Raw genomic sequence first — 14,720 nt, forward strand, 5'->3', positions numbered from 1 at the left:
CGACGGCCCGGCGCGGGCCGCGCCGGGCCGCGGCCCCGGAACCGAATTCCCGGACCGGGGAAAGGCGGGCGGCCTTCGGTTTCCCGCTGTTCCGCGACGGAATCCGACAGGGATTCCCACCGGCCCGCCGCGCCGCAGGGGCGGATCGGTGGAACCACCAGTCATCGGCTTCCGTCATTGACGGCCATTTCCCCCGGTGTAACAGTTCGGTGCCTGACAGTGTTCTTCCGTCTTCGGTCCGGTCTCCGCCCGAGGGCGCTTTCCACCGGGAGGAAAAACGTGCGGATGAGAAGAAGGACCAGACGGATGGCGGCCGTGGGCGCGGCTCTGGCGGTGGCCTGCGGGCTCGCCCCGGTGACCGCGTCCGCGGCGGCCGCCGCGGACGGCAGCGGGCCCTACCCGGCCGGGTACGAGACCACGCTGCGGCTGCGCGACCACACGATCTACCGGCCGGACACGCTCCCGAACGGTGTCGAGCTGCCGATCGTGGTCTGGGGCAACGGCGCCTGCCGGGCGGACGGGACCATGTTCGAGGAGATCCTCACCGAGTTCGCCTCGCACGGTTTCCTGGTCATCGCCAACGGCCGGCCGGGCGGGACCGGCCGCAGCGACGCCGACCAGCTCATCGAGGCGGTCGACTGGGCGGTCGAAGAGGACGACCGCTACTTCAGCGAGTACCGGGGCCGGATCGACACCACCCGGATCGCGGTGATGGGGCAGTCCTGCGGCGGACTGGAGGCCTACGAGGTCGCCGACGACCCGCGCGTCACCACCACGGTCCTGTGGAACAGCGGCCTCCTGTCCGACTCCGACAACTACCAGCTGGCCAGGCTGCACGCGCCGATCGCCTACTTCGTCGGCGGCCCGGGCGACATCGCCTACCCCAACGCCATGGACGACTGGGACCGGCTGCCCGCCGGCCTGCCCGCCTTCATGGGCAACCTCGACGTCGGCCACTACGGGACCTACGGCGAGCCCAACGGCGGCGAGTTCGGCCGGGTCGGCGTCGCCTGGCTCAAGTGGCGGCTGAAGGACGACGCCGACGCCGCGCGGGAGTTCACCGGTCCCGACTGCGGCCTGTGCGGCAGCGACTGGGAGGTCCGGCGGAAGAACCTCGGCTGACCGGGCGGGGTCGTCGGTCCGGGCGCCTGCCGGCGTCCGGACCGACGGGGGCACCGGAAACCGGGGTAGGGGTATCCCCGGAGGCGGGAAGGGGCGTCTACTATTTACTTGGATGTCCTAATATTTGCCGTCCGCCACCCGGAGGGAACCATGAGTGACCTGAGCGCCCCCGCCCCGCTGCACCGGCCCGAGCACCCCGTGCGCCTCGTCACCGCCTCCAGCCTCTTCGACGGGCACGACGCCTCGATCAACATCATGCGGCGCATCCTGCAGTCGCAGGGCGCCGAGGTCGTCCACCTGGGACACAACCGGTCGGTCCGGGAGGTGGTCGACGCCGCGGTCGAGGAGGACGTCCAGGGGGTGGCCGTCAGCTCGTACCAGGGCGGGCACGTGGAGTACTTCGAGTACCTGGTGGAGTCGCTGCGCGAGCGGGGCGCGGGCCACGTCAAGGTGTACGGCGGCGGGGGCGGCGTCATCGTCGGCGAGGAGATCGCGCGGCTGCGCGCGGCCGGGGTGACGATCTTCTCCCCCGAGGACGGCCAGCGCATGGGGCTGGCCGGGATGGTCAACACGATCGTGCGCGCCTGCGACACCGACCTGTGGGCGCACCGGCGGGCCGACGCCGCGGCCGTGCTGGCGGGGGAGCGGCCCGCGCTGGCCCGCGCCGTCACGGGCGCCGAGCGGGGCTCCCTCCCCGAGGGCTTCCTGGAGCGGCTGCGCTCGTCGGCCCGCCGCGTCCCCGTCCTGGGCATCACCGGCACCGGCGGCTCGGGCAAGTCGTCGCTGACCGACGAGATCGTGCGCCGGTTCCGGGTGGACCAGCAGGACAAGCTGCGCATCGCGGTGGTCGCGATCGACCCCACCCGCCGCCGCGGCGGCGGCGCGCTGCTGGGGGACCGGATCCGGATGAACTCCCTCGACGGCGACCGGGTCTTCTTCCGCTCCCTGGCCACCCGGGGCAGCCGGGAGCTCCCCGACAACCTCGCCGACGTGATCGACGTGGTCAAGGCCGGGGGCTTCGACCTGGTCGTCGTGGAGACCCCGGGCATCGGGCAGGGCGACGCGGCGATCGTGCCGTTCGTGGACGCCTCGATGTACGTGATGACGCCGGAGTTCGGCGCGGCCTCCCAGCTGGAGAAGATCGACATGCTCGACTTCGCGGACGTGGTGGCCATCAACAAGTTCGAGCGCCGGGGCGCCCACGACGCCCTGCGCGACGTGGGCCGGCAGATGGTGCGCAACCGCGAGGCGTTCGGGTCCCGGCCCGAGGACATGCCGGTGTTCGGGACCTCGGCGGCGTCCTTCAACGACGACGGCGTGACAGCGCTGTACCAGCACCTGCGCGACGCGCTGCGCGAGCACGGCCTGAAGGCGGACGAGGGCGCCCTGCCCCGTGCGGACGTGCGGTACTCCAGCGGCACCGCGCGGGTCGTCCCCGCGAACCGGGTCCGCTACCTCGCCGAGATCGCCGAGGCCGTGCGCGGCTACCACGCCGAGACCGGGAGGCTCGTCGAGGCCGCGCGCCGGGTCCAGCGGCTGGAGGAGGTCGGGCGGGAGCTGGCCGAAGCGGGCCACGACGGCTCCGGTGTCGCGGAGCTGCTGGAGGCCGCGCGCGGGGAGCTGCCGCACGGGGTCGCCGGCCAGATCCGGTCCTGGCCCGGGGTGGTGGCGTCCTACTCCGGCGACGAGCAGGTCGTGAGGGTCCGCGACCGGGAGATCCGCACGCCTCTGACCCGCGAGTCCCTCTCGGGGAGCAGGATCCCGCGCGTGGCGCTTCCCCGCTTCACCGACCACGGCGAACTCGTGTCGTACTGGCGCCGGGAGAACCTGCCCGGCTTCTTCCCCTTCACCGCGGGCGTCTTCCCGTTCAAGCGCGACGGGGAGGACCCGGCCCGGATGTTCGCGGGGGAGGGCGACCCGTTCCGCACCAACCGCCGCTTCAAGCTGCTGTCCGCCGACGGGGAGGCGACCCGCCTGTCCACGGCGTTCGACTCCGTCACCCTGTACGGCCGCGACCCCGACCCGCGCCCCGACGTCTACGGCAAGGTCGGCACCTCCGGGGTCTCGGTGGCCACCCTGGACGACATGAAGGCGCTCTACGACGGGTTCGACCTGGTGGATCCGTCGACCTCCGTGTCGATGACGATCAACGGTCCCGCCCCGACCGTGCTGGCGTTCTTCCTCAACACCGTCATCGACCAGCAGGTCGACGCGCTCCGCGAGCTGTACGGCCGCGAGCCCGACGCGACGGAGGCCGCCGAGGCGCGCGCCCGCGCCCTGGCCTCGGTGCGCGGCACGGTGCAGGCCGACATCCTCAAGGAGGACCAGGGGCAGAACACCTGCCTGTTCTCCACCGAGTTCTCCCTGCGGATGATGGCCGACGTCCAGGAGTGGTTCATCCGGAACCGGGTCCGCAACTTCTACTCGGTGTCCATCTCCGGCTACCACATCGCCGAGGCCGGGGCGAACCCGATCAGCCAGCTCGCGTTCACCCTCGCGAACGGCTTCACCTACGTCGAGGCGTACCTCGCCCGGGGCATGGACGTCGACGACTTCGCGCCCAACCTGTCCTTCTTCTTCTCCAACGGGATGGACCCCGAGTACTCGGTGCTCGGCCGCGTCGCCCGGAGGGTCTGGGCGATCGCCATGCGCGACCGGTACGGCGCGAACGAGCGCTCCCAGAAGCTCAAGTACCACGTGCAGACCTCGGGCCGCTCCCTGCACGCCCAGGAGATGGACTTCAACGACATCCGCACCACCCTGCAGGCGCTGATCGCGATCTACGACAACGCCAACAGCCTGCACACCAACGCCTACGACGAGGCCGTCACCACGCCCGGCGAGGAGTCGGTGAGGAGGGCGCTGGCGATCCAGCTGATCATCAACCGCGAGTGGGGCCCGGCGATGAACGAGAACCCGCTCCAGGGGTCGTTCGTCGTCGACGAGCTCACCGACCTCGTGGAGGCGGCCGTGCTCGCCGAGTTCGACCGGATCAGCGAGCGCGGCGGCGTGCTCGGCGCGATGGAGACCGGCTACCAGCGCGGCCGGATCCAGGACGAGTCCATGCTGTACGAGCAGCGCAAGCACGACGGCACGCTGCCCGTCATCGGCGTCAACACCTTCCGCCGCCCCGCCTCGGCGGGCGAGGAGGAGGGCGGGGTCGAACTCGCCCGGGCCACCGAGGCGGAGAAGGAGTCCCAGCTGCGGCGCGTGCGCGCGTTCCACGACGAGCACCGCGACGAGGCCGCCGACGCCGTCGAGCGGTTGAAGCGGACCGCGACCAGCGGGGAGAACGTGTTCGAGGTCCTGATGGACGCGGCCCGCGTCTGCTCGCTGCAGCAGATCACGGAGGCGTTCTTCGAGGTGGGCGGTCAGTACCGGCGGAACGTCTGACCGGTCGGGGGCCGCGGTTGCGCGCCCGCCGGGGCGCGGGGCGGGGTCACCGCGAGGCGTGCGCGGCGGCCGGCGAGTGGTAGGCGGCCTGCTCGGCGGCGGTGACCTCCTCGGGGGAGAACCCCCTGGTCCACGGCTCGCCGCCGGCGACCGAGTGGGCCTCGCGCAGGGCGACCACGGTGCGGGTGAGCCGGTCGCGGGCGTCGGGAAGCGCCTCGGGGGACTTCTCGCGGACCCGGCGCAGCTCCGCGTCCGCGGCCCGGCAGGAGTCCAGCGCCGCGCGCAGCCGCGCGGCGGCGCCCACGGCGGACACGAACATCAGTCCGGCGGGCGGGCCGAACGCGCGGACGTCGGCGGCGAGCTTCGCGACGGCCGCGACCGCCGTGACGACGAGGACCTTGGCGATCCCGCTGTCGGTGAGCGGAGCGGTGACCGCTCCCGCGAGGACGGACAGCACCATGCCGGAGCCGGCCACGGCGAGCACCGCGGAACGCCGGGCGTAGGGGTCGTTGCGACCGTACAGTGCAGTGAGTGAACCGAGCGCCGCATATGGGACGAGGTCGACGCGGCCGCCGCGAAGAGCGTCACCAGCGGGATCGCGACGCTCGCCCCGATGCGCAGCGCCGGAACGGCGACACCGCCGAAGAGCACGCTCAGCCGGAGGGCGTCGCGAGGGCTCAGGACCCGCAGGAGGCGGGACAGGGGCCGTCCGGTTTCGATGGCAGATGCTTCATAAGTAAACTATTTTAAAGTAATTTAGAAGTGAAGGAGTTGCGAGTGGGCGACACTGTGGGGAGTATCTCCGCGCAATGGCGGGAGAAGCGCCCCGACCTGGACGTCTCCACCATGGAGGTGATCGGTCGGGTTCTCCGGATGGCCGCCCTGATGGGCCAGGTCGTCGAGGAGACCCTCGCCGAGACCGGCCTCACCCGGCCGGAGTTCGAGGTCCTGAGCGCGCTGCGCAGGGCCGACCGGGGACTGCGCCCCAGCCAGCTCACCCGCGAGACGCTCTCCTCGGGGGCCGCCACCACCAAGCGCCTGGCCCGCCTGGAACGCGCCGGACTGCTCACCCGGACCGCCTCCACCCGCGACCGCCGCGAGATCGACGTCCGCCTCACCGACGCCGGACGCGGCCTCGTCGACCGCCTGCTGCCCGAACGGCTGCGTGTGGAAGCGGCGGCGCTGACCCCTCTGTCCGCGGCCGAGCGCGACCAGCTCGCCACCCTCCTCGCCAGGGTCCTCAGCCCGATGGAGGGCCCCGACCGCCTGTCGGCCTCCCGGCCGTGAGGGGGCGGGACCGTCGGCCCGCGCGGCGCCTGCCGGCCGCCCCGTCAGCCGTCACGCCCCCCGGGCGCGGGGACGCTGACGGCCATCACGGCGGTGTCGTCGTCGAGGCCGTCGCCGAAGCCGGCCAGAAGGCCGGTCGTCGCGGCGACGGCCTCGGCCGCGGTGGTGGGGGCCAGGGCGGTGGCGAAGTCCAGGAGGGCCTCCTCCCCGTAGCGGTTCCGCGCGGCGTCGGTGCGCGCCTCGGTGATCCCGTCGGTGTAGAGCATCAGGGTGTCGCCGGGCTCCAGCCGCACGTCGGAGGAGGCGAAGCGGGCCTCGGGCAGGATGCCGACGATCTGCCCGCCGGGGGTGTGCCGGTACTCGGCCGTGCCGTCGGCGCGCAGTAGCAGGGCGGGAGGGTGGCCTCCGCTGGCGAGGGTGAGGTCGCAGCCGTCGGGGGAGGGCGTGAGCAGGCCGAAGACGACGGTGCAGTAGCGCGGGTCGTCGCCTCGGTACTCCTGTTCCAGGGCGGCGTCGAGGCGGGCCAGCACGGCGACGGGGTCGGGGTCGGAGACGGCGGCGGCGCGCAGGGTGTAGCGGGCCAGGGAGGTCACGACCGCGGCCTCGGCGCCCTTGCCGACCACGTCGCCCAGGAAGAGGCCCCACCGGCCGCCGGCGAGGGGGAACAGGTCGTAGAAGTCGCCGCCGACCTGGTCGGGGGAGGCGATGTGGTAGTGCGCGGCGGTCCGCACGCCCGGCACCTCGGGCAGGGCCGGGGGCAGCAGGGTGCGCTGGAGGGTGGAGGCCAGGCGCTGCAGGCGCGCGCGCTCCCGGTCGGCCTCCCGCCGGGCGCGCAGCAGTTCGCGCTCGTAGGCGCGCCGGTCGCGGGCGTCGAAGAGGGTGGTGCGGATGAGCAGGGGCTCGCCGTCGGGGCCGGTCCGGACCATGGACGTGACCAGGACCGGCAGTCTGCCGCCGCCGGCGGTCAGCAGCTCCAGGGCCACCCCGCCGACCTCGCCCTGCATGCGCAGCAGGGGGGCGAAGTGGGTCTCGTGGTAGATCCGGTCGCCGACGGCGAGCAGGTCGCTGAAGCGGCGGTGCCCCACCAGCTGGTCGCGGGTGTAGCCGAGCCAGGTCAGCAGGGTCGTGTTGACCTTGGCGATCCTCCCGTCCAGGCGCGTGGACAGGTAGCCGCACGGGGCGTTCTCGTAGAGGTCCTCGGCGCTGTCCTCCAGGAGCGCGGAGAAGGCCGGGGCGCCGTCGCCCTCGTTCCCGCGGGGGCCGGGTCCGGTACGCGTCAACGGATCTCCGCCGCGAAGGCGGCCAGGGCCCGGGAGGTGGCCTCCGGGGCGCTCAACTGCGGGCAGTGCCCGGTGGCGTCGAGGGTGACCAGGCGGCTGCCGGGGATCCGGGCGTGGACGAACGCGCCCACCTCCGGCGGGGCGAGCGCGTCCTGGGCGCACTCGACCACCAGCGTCGGGAGCGTGACCCCGGCCAGGTCGGCCCGGTTGTCGGAGAGGAACGTGGTGCGGGCGAAGACGCGCGCGATGTCCGGGTCGGTGCGACAGAAGCTGTTGGCCAGCTCGTCGCCCAGCTCGGGGCGGTCCGGGTTGCCCATGATCACCGGCGCCATCGTCGCGGACCAGCCCAGGTAGTTGCTGTCCAGGGACTCCAGCAGCTCGTCGACGTCCGCCTCGCTGAACCCGCCCCGGTAGTCCCCGTCGTCGATATACCGGGGGGACGGCGTGAGCAGCGCCAGCCCGGCGAACCGCCCGGGTTCGCGCGCCGCGGCGAGCACGCCGACCATGGCGCTCACCGAGTGGCCCACGAACACCACCCGCCGCAGGTCCAGTTCGCGGCAGATCTCCAGCACGTCCTCGGTGTAGCCGTCCAGTGTCGAGTACCGCTCCTCCCGCCACGCGGACAGGTCCGACCGGCCCGACCCCACGTAGTCGAACAGCACCACCCGGAAGTCCTCGGCCAGGCGCGGGGCCACCAGGCGCCACAGGTTCTGGTCGCACCCGAACCCGTGCGCGAGCATCACGACAGGTCCGTCCTCGGGCCCCAGCAGCACGACGTTGTTCCTGTCGCGTGTGTTCACGACGCACGTCCTCTCGTGTCCTCCCCGATCGGTCCGCCGCGCGGACGGCCGGGGCGAGGACGGTGGAAGCGGAGTACGCCCGGACGGCTTCAGGCGTGCCCGGCCTGTCCCGACGGGGTCGGACGGGCCGGTGCGGCGTCCCCGTCTCCGGGGCGCCCCGTCATCAGGCTACCCGCGGCCTCCGTCCGGGGCTCACTCCAGCCGGAGCCGCTTCCGGGCCTTCAGGACCGCCCAGCCGGCGAGCATCGCGCCGGTCAGTGTCAGCGCGACGGCGACGGAGACCTCCTGGCCGAAGAGGAGGGAGAGGGCGCCCACGGTCAGGCCCAGGACGGCGCCGACGATCAGGGGGACGACGACGTCCGCCCGTGTCACTCGCGGAGAAGGTGAGGTCGACATGAGACGCCCTCTACCCGGCATGCGGAGCGTAAACGTCGGCGACTCCGGGCGAGAAGCGGGAGCCAGGACTCGAACTCCGAGGAAATCTACGATGTAAACCCACGGGGGTTCGACACCATGCGGTCGAAGGCCGTCGGACAACGGACCGGCCGCGTGGAAAGGCCTCGGGAAAGAAGGGGATATCGACCGGTTGAGGGATGGAAAACGGCGGGCTGCTCTGTAATATGAGCGCGCAACCCCCCATGGAGGAGGAAAAATGGACCCTGAGGACTTGGGCGAACTCGCCGAGGCCGTGGTCGAGGGCGACGCCGAGGAGATGGTCGAGGAGACCCTGGAAGTCATCTTCGGCATCGACCTCTAGAACCCGCGCGCGAACGGCCCCGGCGGGACACCGCCGGGGCCTTTGCCGTACCCCGCGGGCGTTCGGTCCGCCGCGGGGCCGCGCAGGGGGCCGGAGGCGGGCCTCGTGTTGGCGCGCGTGTCCGGTTTCGGCCAACTCGGGCCCCGCCGGGAGCGCCCGGGGTTCGGCGCCGTGGCCGGGCCAGTCGGAGGTTCGCCCAGGTCAACGTGTGGTCTGACCTCCTGTGGGGTTCCCCGCCGCGATGAGCGCGGCCGCGGCCCTGTCCCCGCGTCCGGGGTCCGGCGCCGTGGTGGACGTGGCGCCGTACGAGCCGCCGGGAGGCCGCGGCCCCAACCGGTCGATCACGGTGCGGCCGTTTCGAGGGGGTGGGGCGGCCCGACCTCGTAAAGGCCTCGTGGCCGCCGTCAACGCCGCCCGGCTGGAGCGCGACGGCCCGGCGCGGGAGAAGGCCGGGGCCGAGGCGCCCCCCGCTCCCGGGGGACGCGGCGCCGGCGGTGTCGGGGGAGCGCGAGGCGGTGTGCTCCTCACGTCAACGGCGCGGGCGGCATCGTGGCGTATCCGCGCTTCCTGGAACGGGCCCTGGCGGGCGTCACCGGCGGTGACGTGCTCGGGTGCTGGTGCCGGATCCGGCCCTGCCCGTGGGCCGCTTCGCGGGGCGGGAAGGGCGGCCGTCCGGTCCGCAGGCGCCTTATAGCACAGGTTTCGGCATCAGGGAAATGATGTCGACGGTGCGCACCGCGTCAGAATCGCTCCGTCACTATACTGCCGACCATTATGAGTGGATCCGGGTCACCTGCGGGTGCTGCGTGGGAGCGTCGTGGCGAGAAGGTCTCTGAGATCATCGCCCGCGAGATCGTCCGTGACGTCGCCAGGCGACAGCTTCCACCGGGATCCACGCTGGAGTCCGAGAACGCGATGCTCCAGCGCTTCCAGATCGCGCGGGGCTCTCTCCGGGAGGCGCTGCGCATCCTGGAGGTGCACGGGCTGATCCGGATGAAGCCGGGGCCGGGCGGGGGGCCGGTCGTCTCGGAGGTGAGCAGCCGCGACTTCGGCCGGATGGCCACCCTGTTCTTCCAGGTGCTCGACATCCGGTTCACCGAGCTCGTCGAGGCCAGGCTGATCCTCGAACCGCTGACCGCCCGGCTGGCGGCGGAGCGGCACGACCCGGAGGACGACGACGACCTGCGGGCCGTGGTGCGGCGGGGCTTCGACGCGGGAGACACCGCCGAGTGGCTGCGGGCCGACGACGCCTTCCACACCAAGGTGCTGTCGATGTCGGGCAACGGCATGCTCACCCTCTTCACGCACGGGTTGAAGGACATCTTCACCGAGCGCTCCTCCACCGTCTACGTCGCGCACGAGGGCGACCACGTCCGCCGGGCGCACGCCGAAATCGCCGACGCGATCATCGACGGCGACGCCGAGGAGGCGGAGCGGCTGATGCGCGAGCACATGAGCGAGTACGTCAGGGCGGTCGCCGAGCGCGAGCCCTACCTGATGGACGAGGTCGTCGACTGGCGCTGAGCCTTCGGGCCCGCCGGATGCCCGTGTCGCGGGGGTTCGGGGGCCGGTTCCGCCCTCGCTCGGAATGATCACGGGCTTTCCGCCCTTCCCGGCCCCGAATCGGGCGGAAAGCCCAGGACCGTCACCGAAACCGGTTCTCGGGTCCGGTATTGACAAACCTAGAAGATAATCACCATTGTCACGATTGTGTGGCGTCGGATCGGGGGTCGAGCGGCGCCGTCCTCGCCGCTCGCCCCCCGACCCGACGCCGTCGGGGAGCACTCCCACGGACGGTCGCGGCGACCGCGCCGCGAGCCCGAACCCCCGTGGCCCCGGGCCGGCCGCCGGCGCACCGGAGGCCGGCAGGGCGGTGTGACGCCTCCTCCGTCAGCGAACCGCCGAGGACCTCGGGTACGGGGTCCTCGGCGGTTCGATCCCGCGGAGCGGGTCAGACCCAGCGGTGGGACCTGATCGCCACGCTGTCGGCGTTGATCGGCCTGTTGGTGATCATGACCGGGTCGTAGAGCGGCCCCTGGTAGCCGGCGCCCGAGAAGAACTGGACCATGTCGTACGCGCCGGGGTGGCCGTTGTTCCAGATGGAGTTGACCCGGAACCCGTGGGGCCGGCACTGGACGCTGCCGCTCCGCCAGTCGGGGTCGTCGCCGGTCCAGGCGCACCGGGTGCCGGTGCCGTTGTGGCCGCTCCACACGCACACGTCGCCCTTGGGGCACGACCCCCGCCACTCCGCGGGGTCGGCCGGGCGGAACACCCCGGCTTCCTCGGCCGGCGCCGCGGCCGAGGCGGGCGCCCCGACGACGGCGACTCCCGCGATCGCGAGCACCGCGCTCGCCAGGGCGGTACGGACCTTGCTCATCTTCACTCCGTTCTCCGGCCGTGCGGGGCCGGAACACTCGTGCCGCGCGCGGCTACGGGTTGGTCCAGACGTGGGACCGGATCTCGAGGTCGTCGACGTTGCCGCGTTGGCCCGCCGGGACCGGCCCGCCGTAGGGGGTCCGGTAGTTCGCGTGCTTGAAGAACTGGACGACGTCGTACGCGCCGGGGTGGCCGTTGTTCCAGATGGAGTTGACCCGGAACCCGTGGGGCCGGCACTGGACGCTGCCGCTCCGCCAGTCGGGGTCGTCGCCGGTCCAGGCGCACCGGGTGCCGGTGCCGTTGTGGCCGCTCCACACGCACACGTCGCCCTTGGGGCACGACCCGTACCACGGGGCGTGGGCCGAGGCGGGTGTGACGGTGGCCCCGGCGCTGACGACCGCGATGGCCGCGCCGGCCAGGAGAGTGCGGATCCTGCTCATCGTCGCTTCCCTTCTCCCGTGCTCCCGGGCTTTCCCGGGGGCTGGGAGAAACGTTAGGGAGCGGCCCTATCGATCCCTTATCGCCTGGTTATCCCCGGTGTCCGGATCCCCGGAAGGCGCCTGGGAGAGCACGGCGACGGGGCCGCCGAAGCGGCCGGGGACGTCCGGGCGCGTCCCGCCGCGCGGCGGGACGCGCCCGGACGGCCGGCTGAAGCCCCACGGGCCTCTCGGCGCGCGGGCCCCTCGCGTCCCGGGCTCGGCGGCCGCCGAGCCCGGGACGGGGTCAGCGGCCGCGCTGCGCGGGAACGCGCGGTGCCTCCGGTCGCGCCGGGACCGCGGGCCGGGGCTCGCCCTGGAGGCGGACCACGGCGGACCGGAGGGCCATCGGCAGTCCGCCGCACGCCTCGCCCAGACGCGCGACGGCGGCCGGCTCCACGGGCAGGCGGGCCGTCCCGGCAACCCGGCGCAGCAGGTCGGCGGACTCGGCCGGGTTCAGCGCCGCGAGCCGGACCACCAGAGCCCCGGAGCGGGCGGCGAGTCCGGACAGGGACGTCCGGGCGGTGACCACCACGCAGCAGCGGTGCGAACCCGGAAGCAGGGGCAGCGCCTGCCGTTCGGACGCCGCGTCGTCGAGCAGCACCAGCACCCGCCGGTCGCGCAGCACGCTGCGGTACAGCGCGGCCCTCTCCTCCAGGCTCGTCGGAACCTCGCCGCGGGGGACGCCCAGCGCGTGCAGGAACCGCCCGAGCACCACTCCGGCCGCCATCGGCCGGGGGCCGCCGCCGTGCAGGTCGGCGAAGAGCTGGCCGTCGGGGAACCGGTCGGCGGCGCGGTGCGCCCAGTGCAGGGCCAGGCCGCTCTTGCCCACACCCGCGCCGCCGCTGATGACGCAGACCGGCAGGTGCCGGTCGCGCTCGTCCCGCTCCAGGAGTCCGTCGAGGGCGGCGAGTTCGGCCGCGCGCCCGGTGAACGCCGAGACGGCCTGCGGAAGCTGCCCGGGCCGCACCGCCGGAACGCGGGGCCCGGCGGCGCGGCGCTCCCGGGCGGGGGGAGCATCCCGCAGGATCGCCTCGTGCGCCCCCCGCAGCTCCCGGCCGGGTACCACCCCGAGCTCTCGGGAGAGGACCCGGTGGCCCTCCGCGTAGACGGCCAGCGCGTCGGCACGCCGCCCCGCGCGTGCCAGCGCCGTCATCAGGAGCGCCCTGAACCGCTCCTGGAAAGGGTCCTCGGCGACGAGCGAGGAGAGCGCCTCGATGTGCTCCCGGTGGCGTCCCAGGGCGAACTCGGCCTCGGCGAGCTCCTCGGCCGCCGCCAGCCGCAACTCCTCCCACCGCCGGGCGCCCGCGGTCACGGCGTCGGAGTCCAGGCCGCACAGCACCGGGCCGCGCCACAGTGACAGCGCGGCGCGCAGCGCGTCGGCGGCGTCGCCGGGCCGCCGCGCGACGGCCGCGGCGCGGCCCCGCGCCACCAGCCCGGCCGCCGCGCACGCGTCGACCCGCGCCTCCCGGGGCCGCAGCAGGTACCCGGAGCCGACGGTCTCGATCGGATCGCCTGCGGCGCCCGCCTCGCGGAACGCGCGACGCAGGCCCGAGACGACGATGGCGACCTGCGTCCGCGCGGAGGCGGGCGGACGCTCCTCCCACAGCGCGTCCACGAACCGGGGTACCGGGACGACGCGGCCGGGCTCCAGCAGCAGCAGCGCCAAGGCGGTCCGGGCCCGCCGTCCGCCCAGGGCGACGGGGCGGCCGTCGACCGAGGCCCGCAACGGTCCGAGCATCTGGAGTTCCATCCGACCCGTCCCCCTCGTGAACGCCGGGCGGGAGTCGGCCGCGCGGCTCGGAGCAGGTGTCCTGCACCGGCCACTCTGGTTGACTCTGAGTCACGATGGGGATGTTTTCCGTGGTGTGACAGCGTGGGGGATCCAGGGGAGAAGGTCAGATGTCGACTCGGCGCGGCTCGGAACTCCGGATCCACTTCACCAGGGACGATCTGATGCGCATCCGGCTCGCGGACGCGCCGGACCCCATGTGGGAGATCGTGAACAGCCTGAACCTGCTGCAGCACGGCGACGGGCGGCTCGTGTTCGGCGCGTGGCGGCGGGACGTCCTCACGGGCCGCCCTGGCGACGCCCGGACGGCGCCCCGGCTGCGGGCCCTCACCGCTCTGGCGCCGCACGCCTCCTACATCCCGGACTTCCTCACCCCCGCGACGGTGTGCCGGGACCTGGACTCCGGGATCGCCGCGGTCCTGGACACCCCCGTCACGCGGCTCGCCGCGGACCTGGACACCCTGGCGTCGCGCTCGGCGCCGCCGCCGGACGCGGACCTGCTGGCACGCGGCGACCCGAGGGTGCTGCGCGGGCTCGGCGAGGCGCTGCGCGGGTACCACCGGACGGCGCTGGAGCGGTACTGGCCGTCGATCCAGGAGTGCGTCGCGGCCGATCTGGAGGTCCGCACCCGGGCGCTGCTGCGCGGCGGGGCCCAGGAGCTCCTGCACTCCCTGCGCCCCCGGATGTGCTGGGACCCGCCGGTGCTGCGCATGGCCTACCCGGTCGACCGGGACCTCCACCTCCGCGGGCGGGGACTGTGGCTGGTCCCGTCGTTCTTCTGCTGGCGGGTCCCGGTGGCGCTCGCCGACCCGGCGCTGCAGCCGGTGGTCGCCTACCCGGTGGAGCGTCCCCTCGGCTGGGCCGACGGCGCCGAGGGCCGTGGGGCGGCGGCCGACCGGCTCGCCCCGCTGCTGGGGCCGACCCGGGCCAGGATCCTCGAGATCGTGGCCCGGCGCGGGTGCTCGACCACCACCGACCTCGCCCGCGCCGCCGTGGTCTCGGCCCCGGCGGTCAGCAAGCACACCTCGGTCCTGCGCGAGGCCGGCCTGATCGCCAGCCGGAGGGAAGGCAAGAACACCCTCCACTCGGCCACCCCGGTGGGCCTGGCCCTGCTGCACCGAGGCCAGTGCCCGTCCTCCCGGTGATCTCGGCCTTTCCGGGGTCCGGGGCGTGGGCGACAACGGGACAGGGTCGTGTAGGGAAGCTCCGGGGCGGGGGTGTTTCGGCGTGCCGGTGCTTCGGGTGGGTCTTTCGGCCTCATGCCGTGCGGATCGCGGGGGCACGGCGGGCGGCGACGGCGGGTGCGGGTCGGGGCCGCGCCCGTGATGTCCGTTGCGTGAGGGTTTTGTTGACGGTCGTGGGGGGGGGGGCCCGCCCCCCCCCCCCCCCGCGGGGGGGGCCCCCCCCCCGAAACAACACACCCCAGGCCCCACAAAA

Annotated in this window: 12 protein-coding genes; 5 read left to right on the forward strand and 7 right to left on the reverse strand. The window is 73.7% G+C overall.

Annotated elements, in window-relative coordinates; genetic code table 11:
• Positions 1-306 precede the first annotated feature (306 nt).
• Both EV190_RS08810 and icmF read left to right on the forward strand, forming a co-directional pair.
• A complete protein-coding gene (locus EV190_RS08810; RefSeq protein ID WP_208113113.1) occupies positions 307-1,122 on the forward strand; it encodes a poly(ethylene terephthalate) hydrolase family protein in 816 nt (271 codons plus the stop codon).
• Between the two features lie 150 nt (positions 1,123-1,272).
• The gene (gene icmF / locus EV190_RS08815; protein ID WP_133740975.1) at positions 1,273-4,515 is read left to right on the forward strand and encodes a fused isobutyryl-CoA mutase/GTPase IcmF; all 3,243 of its coding nucleotides are present in this window, start codon (positions 1,273-1,275) and stop codon (positions 4,513-4,515) included.
• Between the two features lie 46 nt (positions 4,516-4,561).
• Here the strand turns inward: icmF and EV190_RS08820 are convergent, their stop codons facing one another.
• A complete protein-coding gene (locus EV190_RS08820) occupies positions 4,562-4,999 on the reverse strand; it encodes a hypothetical protein (RefSeq protein WP_166655418.1) in 438 nt (145 codons plus the stop codon).
• A 293-nt stretch (positions 5,000-5,292) separates the two neighbouring features.
• On the opposite strand from EV190_RS08820, the gene EV190_RS08825 reads away from it, so the two are divergent.
• A complete protein-coding gene (locus EV190_RS08825; RefSeq protein WP_243742445.1) occupies positions 5,293-5,802 on the forward strand; it encodes a MarR family winged helix-turn-helix transcriptional regulator in 510 nt (169 codons plus the stop codon).
• Positions 5,803-5,846: 44 nt separating this feature from the next.
• Here the strand turns inward: EV190_RS08825 and EV190_RS08830 are convergent, their stop codons facing one another.
• The 3 genes from EV190_RS08830 to EV190_RS23350 all read right to left on the reverse strand — a co-directional run bounded on the left by EV190_RS08830 (position 5,847) and on the right by EV190_RS23350 (position 8,254).
• Entirely contained in the window at positions 5,847-7,082 is a 1,236-nt protein-coding gene (locus EV190_RS08830; RefSeq protein ID WP_133740977.1) for a PP2C family protein-serine/threonine phosphatase, read from the reverse strand.
• On the reverse strand, positions 7,079-7,882 hold the full coding sequence (locus EV190_RS08835; protein ID WP_133740978.1) for an alpha/beta fold hydrolase: 804 nt from the start codon (positions 7,880-7,882) through the stop codon (positions 7,079-7,081). Before EV190_RS08835 ends, EV190_RS08830 begins: the two co-directional genes overlap by 4 nt.
• 192 nt (positions 7,883-8,074) lie before the next feature.
• Positions 8,075-8,254: a hypothetical protein gene (locus tag EV190_RS23350; RefSeq protein ID WP_166655419.1), complete on the reverse strand. Its 180-nt coding sequence runs from the start codon at positions 8,252-8,254 to the stop codon at positions 8,075-8,077.
• Positions 8,255-9,413: 1,159 nt separating this feature from the next.
• Here EV190_RS23350 and EV190_RS08850 point away from each other — a divergent pair.
• Positions 9,414-10,163 (forward strand): FadR/GntR family transcriptional regulator, encoded by a 750-nt coding sequence (locus EV190_RS08850; RefSeq protein WP_243742446.1) that lies wholly within the window; start codon positions 9,414-9,416, stop codon positions 10,161-10,163.
• Positions 10,164-10,590: 427 nt separating this feature from the next.
• Here EV190_RS08850 and EV190_RS08855 read toward each other — a convergent pair whose 3' ends face one another.
• The 3 genes from EV190_RS08855 to EV190_RS08865 form a co-directional block, all read right to left on the reverse strand.
• Positions 10,591-11,016, reverse strand: coding sequence for a peptidase inhibitor family I36 protein (locus tag EV190_RS08855; protein WP_133740982.1), 426 nt, complete (start codon positions 11,014-11,016; stop codon positions 10,591-10,593).
• A 52-nt stretch (positions 11,017-11,068) separates the two neighbouring features.
• Positions 11,069-11,455, reverse strand: a complete 387-nt coding sequence (locus EV190_RS08860; RefSeq protein WP_133740983.1) for a peptidase inhibitor family I36 protein — start codon at positions 11,453-11,455, stop codon at positions 11,069-11,071.
• A 283-nt stretch (positions 11,456-11,738) separates the two neighbouring features.
• On the reverse strand, positions 11,739-13,232 hold the full coding sequence (locus EV190_RS08865; RefSeq protein WP_243742447.1) for an AfsR/SARP family transcriptional regulator: 1,494 nt from the start codon (positions 13,230-13,232) through the stop codon (positions 11,739-11,741).
• Between the two features lie 161 nt (positions 13,233-13,393).
• Between EV190_RS08865 and EV190_RS08870 the strand changes: the two genes are divergently transcribed.
• Entirely contained in the window at positions 13,394-14,428 is a 1,035-nt protein-coding gene (locus tag EV190_RS08870; protein ID WP_133740985.1) for an ArsR/SmtB family transcription factor, read from the forward strand.
• The last annotated feature ends 292 nt before the right edge of the window (positions 14,429-14,720 follow it).

It is taken from the genome of Actinorugispora endophytica (genome assembly GCF_004363075.1).
Classification (GTDB): Bacteria; Actinomycetota; Actinomycetes; order Streptosporangiales; family Streptosporangiaceae; genus Actinorugispora; species Actinorugispora endophytica.

Bases quoted from the DNA above. Each gene is read 5' to 3' on its own strand.
- EV190_RS08870 (WP_133740985.1), top strand. From the start codon at position 13,394: ATGTCGACTCGGCGCGGCTCGGAACTCCGGATCCACTTCACCAGGGAC.
- EV190_RS08810 (WP_208113113.1), top strand. From the start codon at position 307: ATGGCGGCCGTGGGCGCGGCTCTGGCGGTGGCCTGCGGGCTCGCCCCG.
- EV190_RS08865 (WP_243742447.1), bottom strand. From the start codon at position 13,232: ATGCTCGGACCGTTGCGGGCCTCGGTCGACGGCCGCCCCGTCGCCCTG.
- EV190_RS08850 (WP_243742446.1), top strand. From the start codon at position 9,414: ATGAGTGGATCCGGGTCACCTGCGGGTGCTGCGTGGGAGCGTCGTGGC.
- EV190_RS08855 (WP_133740982.1), bottom strand. From the start codon at position 11,016: ATGAGCAAGGTCCGTACCGCCCTGGCGAGCGCGGTGCTCGCGATCGCG.
- icmF (WP_133740975.1), top strand. From the start codon at position 1,273: ATGAGTGACCTGAGCGCCCCCGCCCCGCTGCACCGGCCCGAGCACCCC.
- EV190_RS08860 (WP_133740983.1), bottom strand. From the start codon at position 11,455: ATGAGCAGGATCCGCACTCTCCTGGCCGGCGCGGCCATCGCGGTCGTC.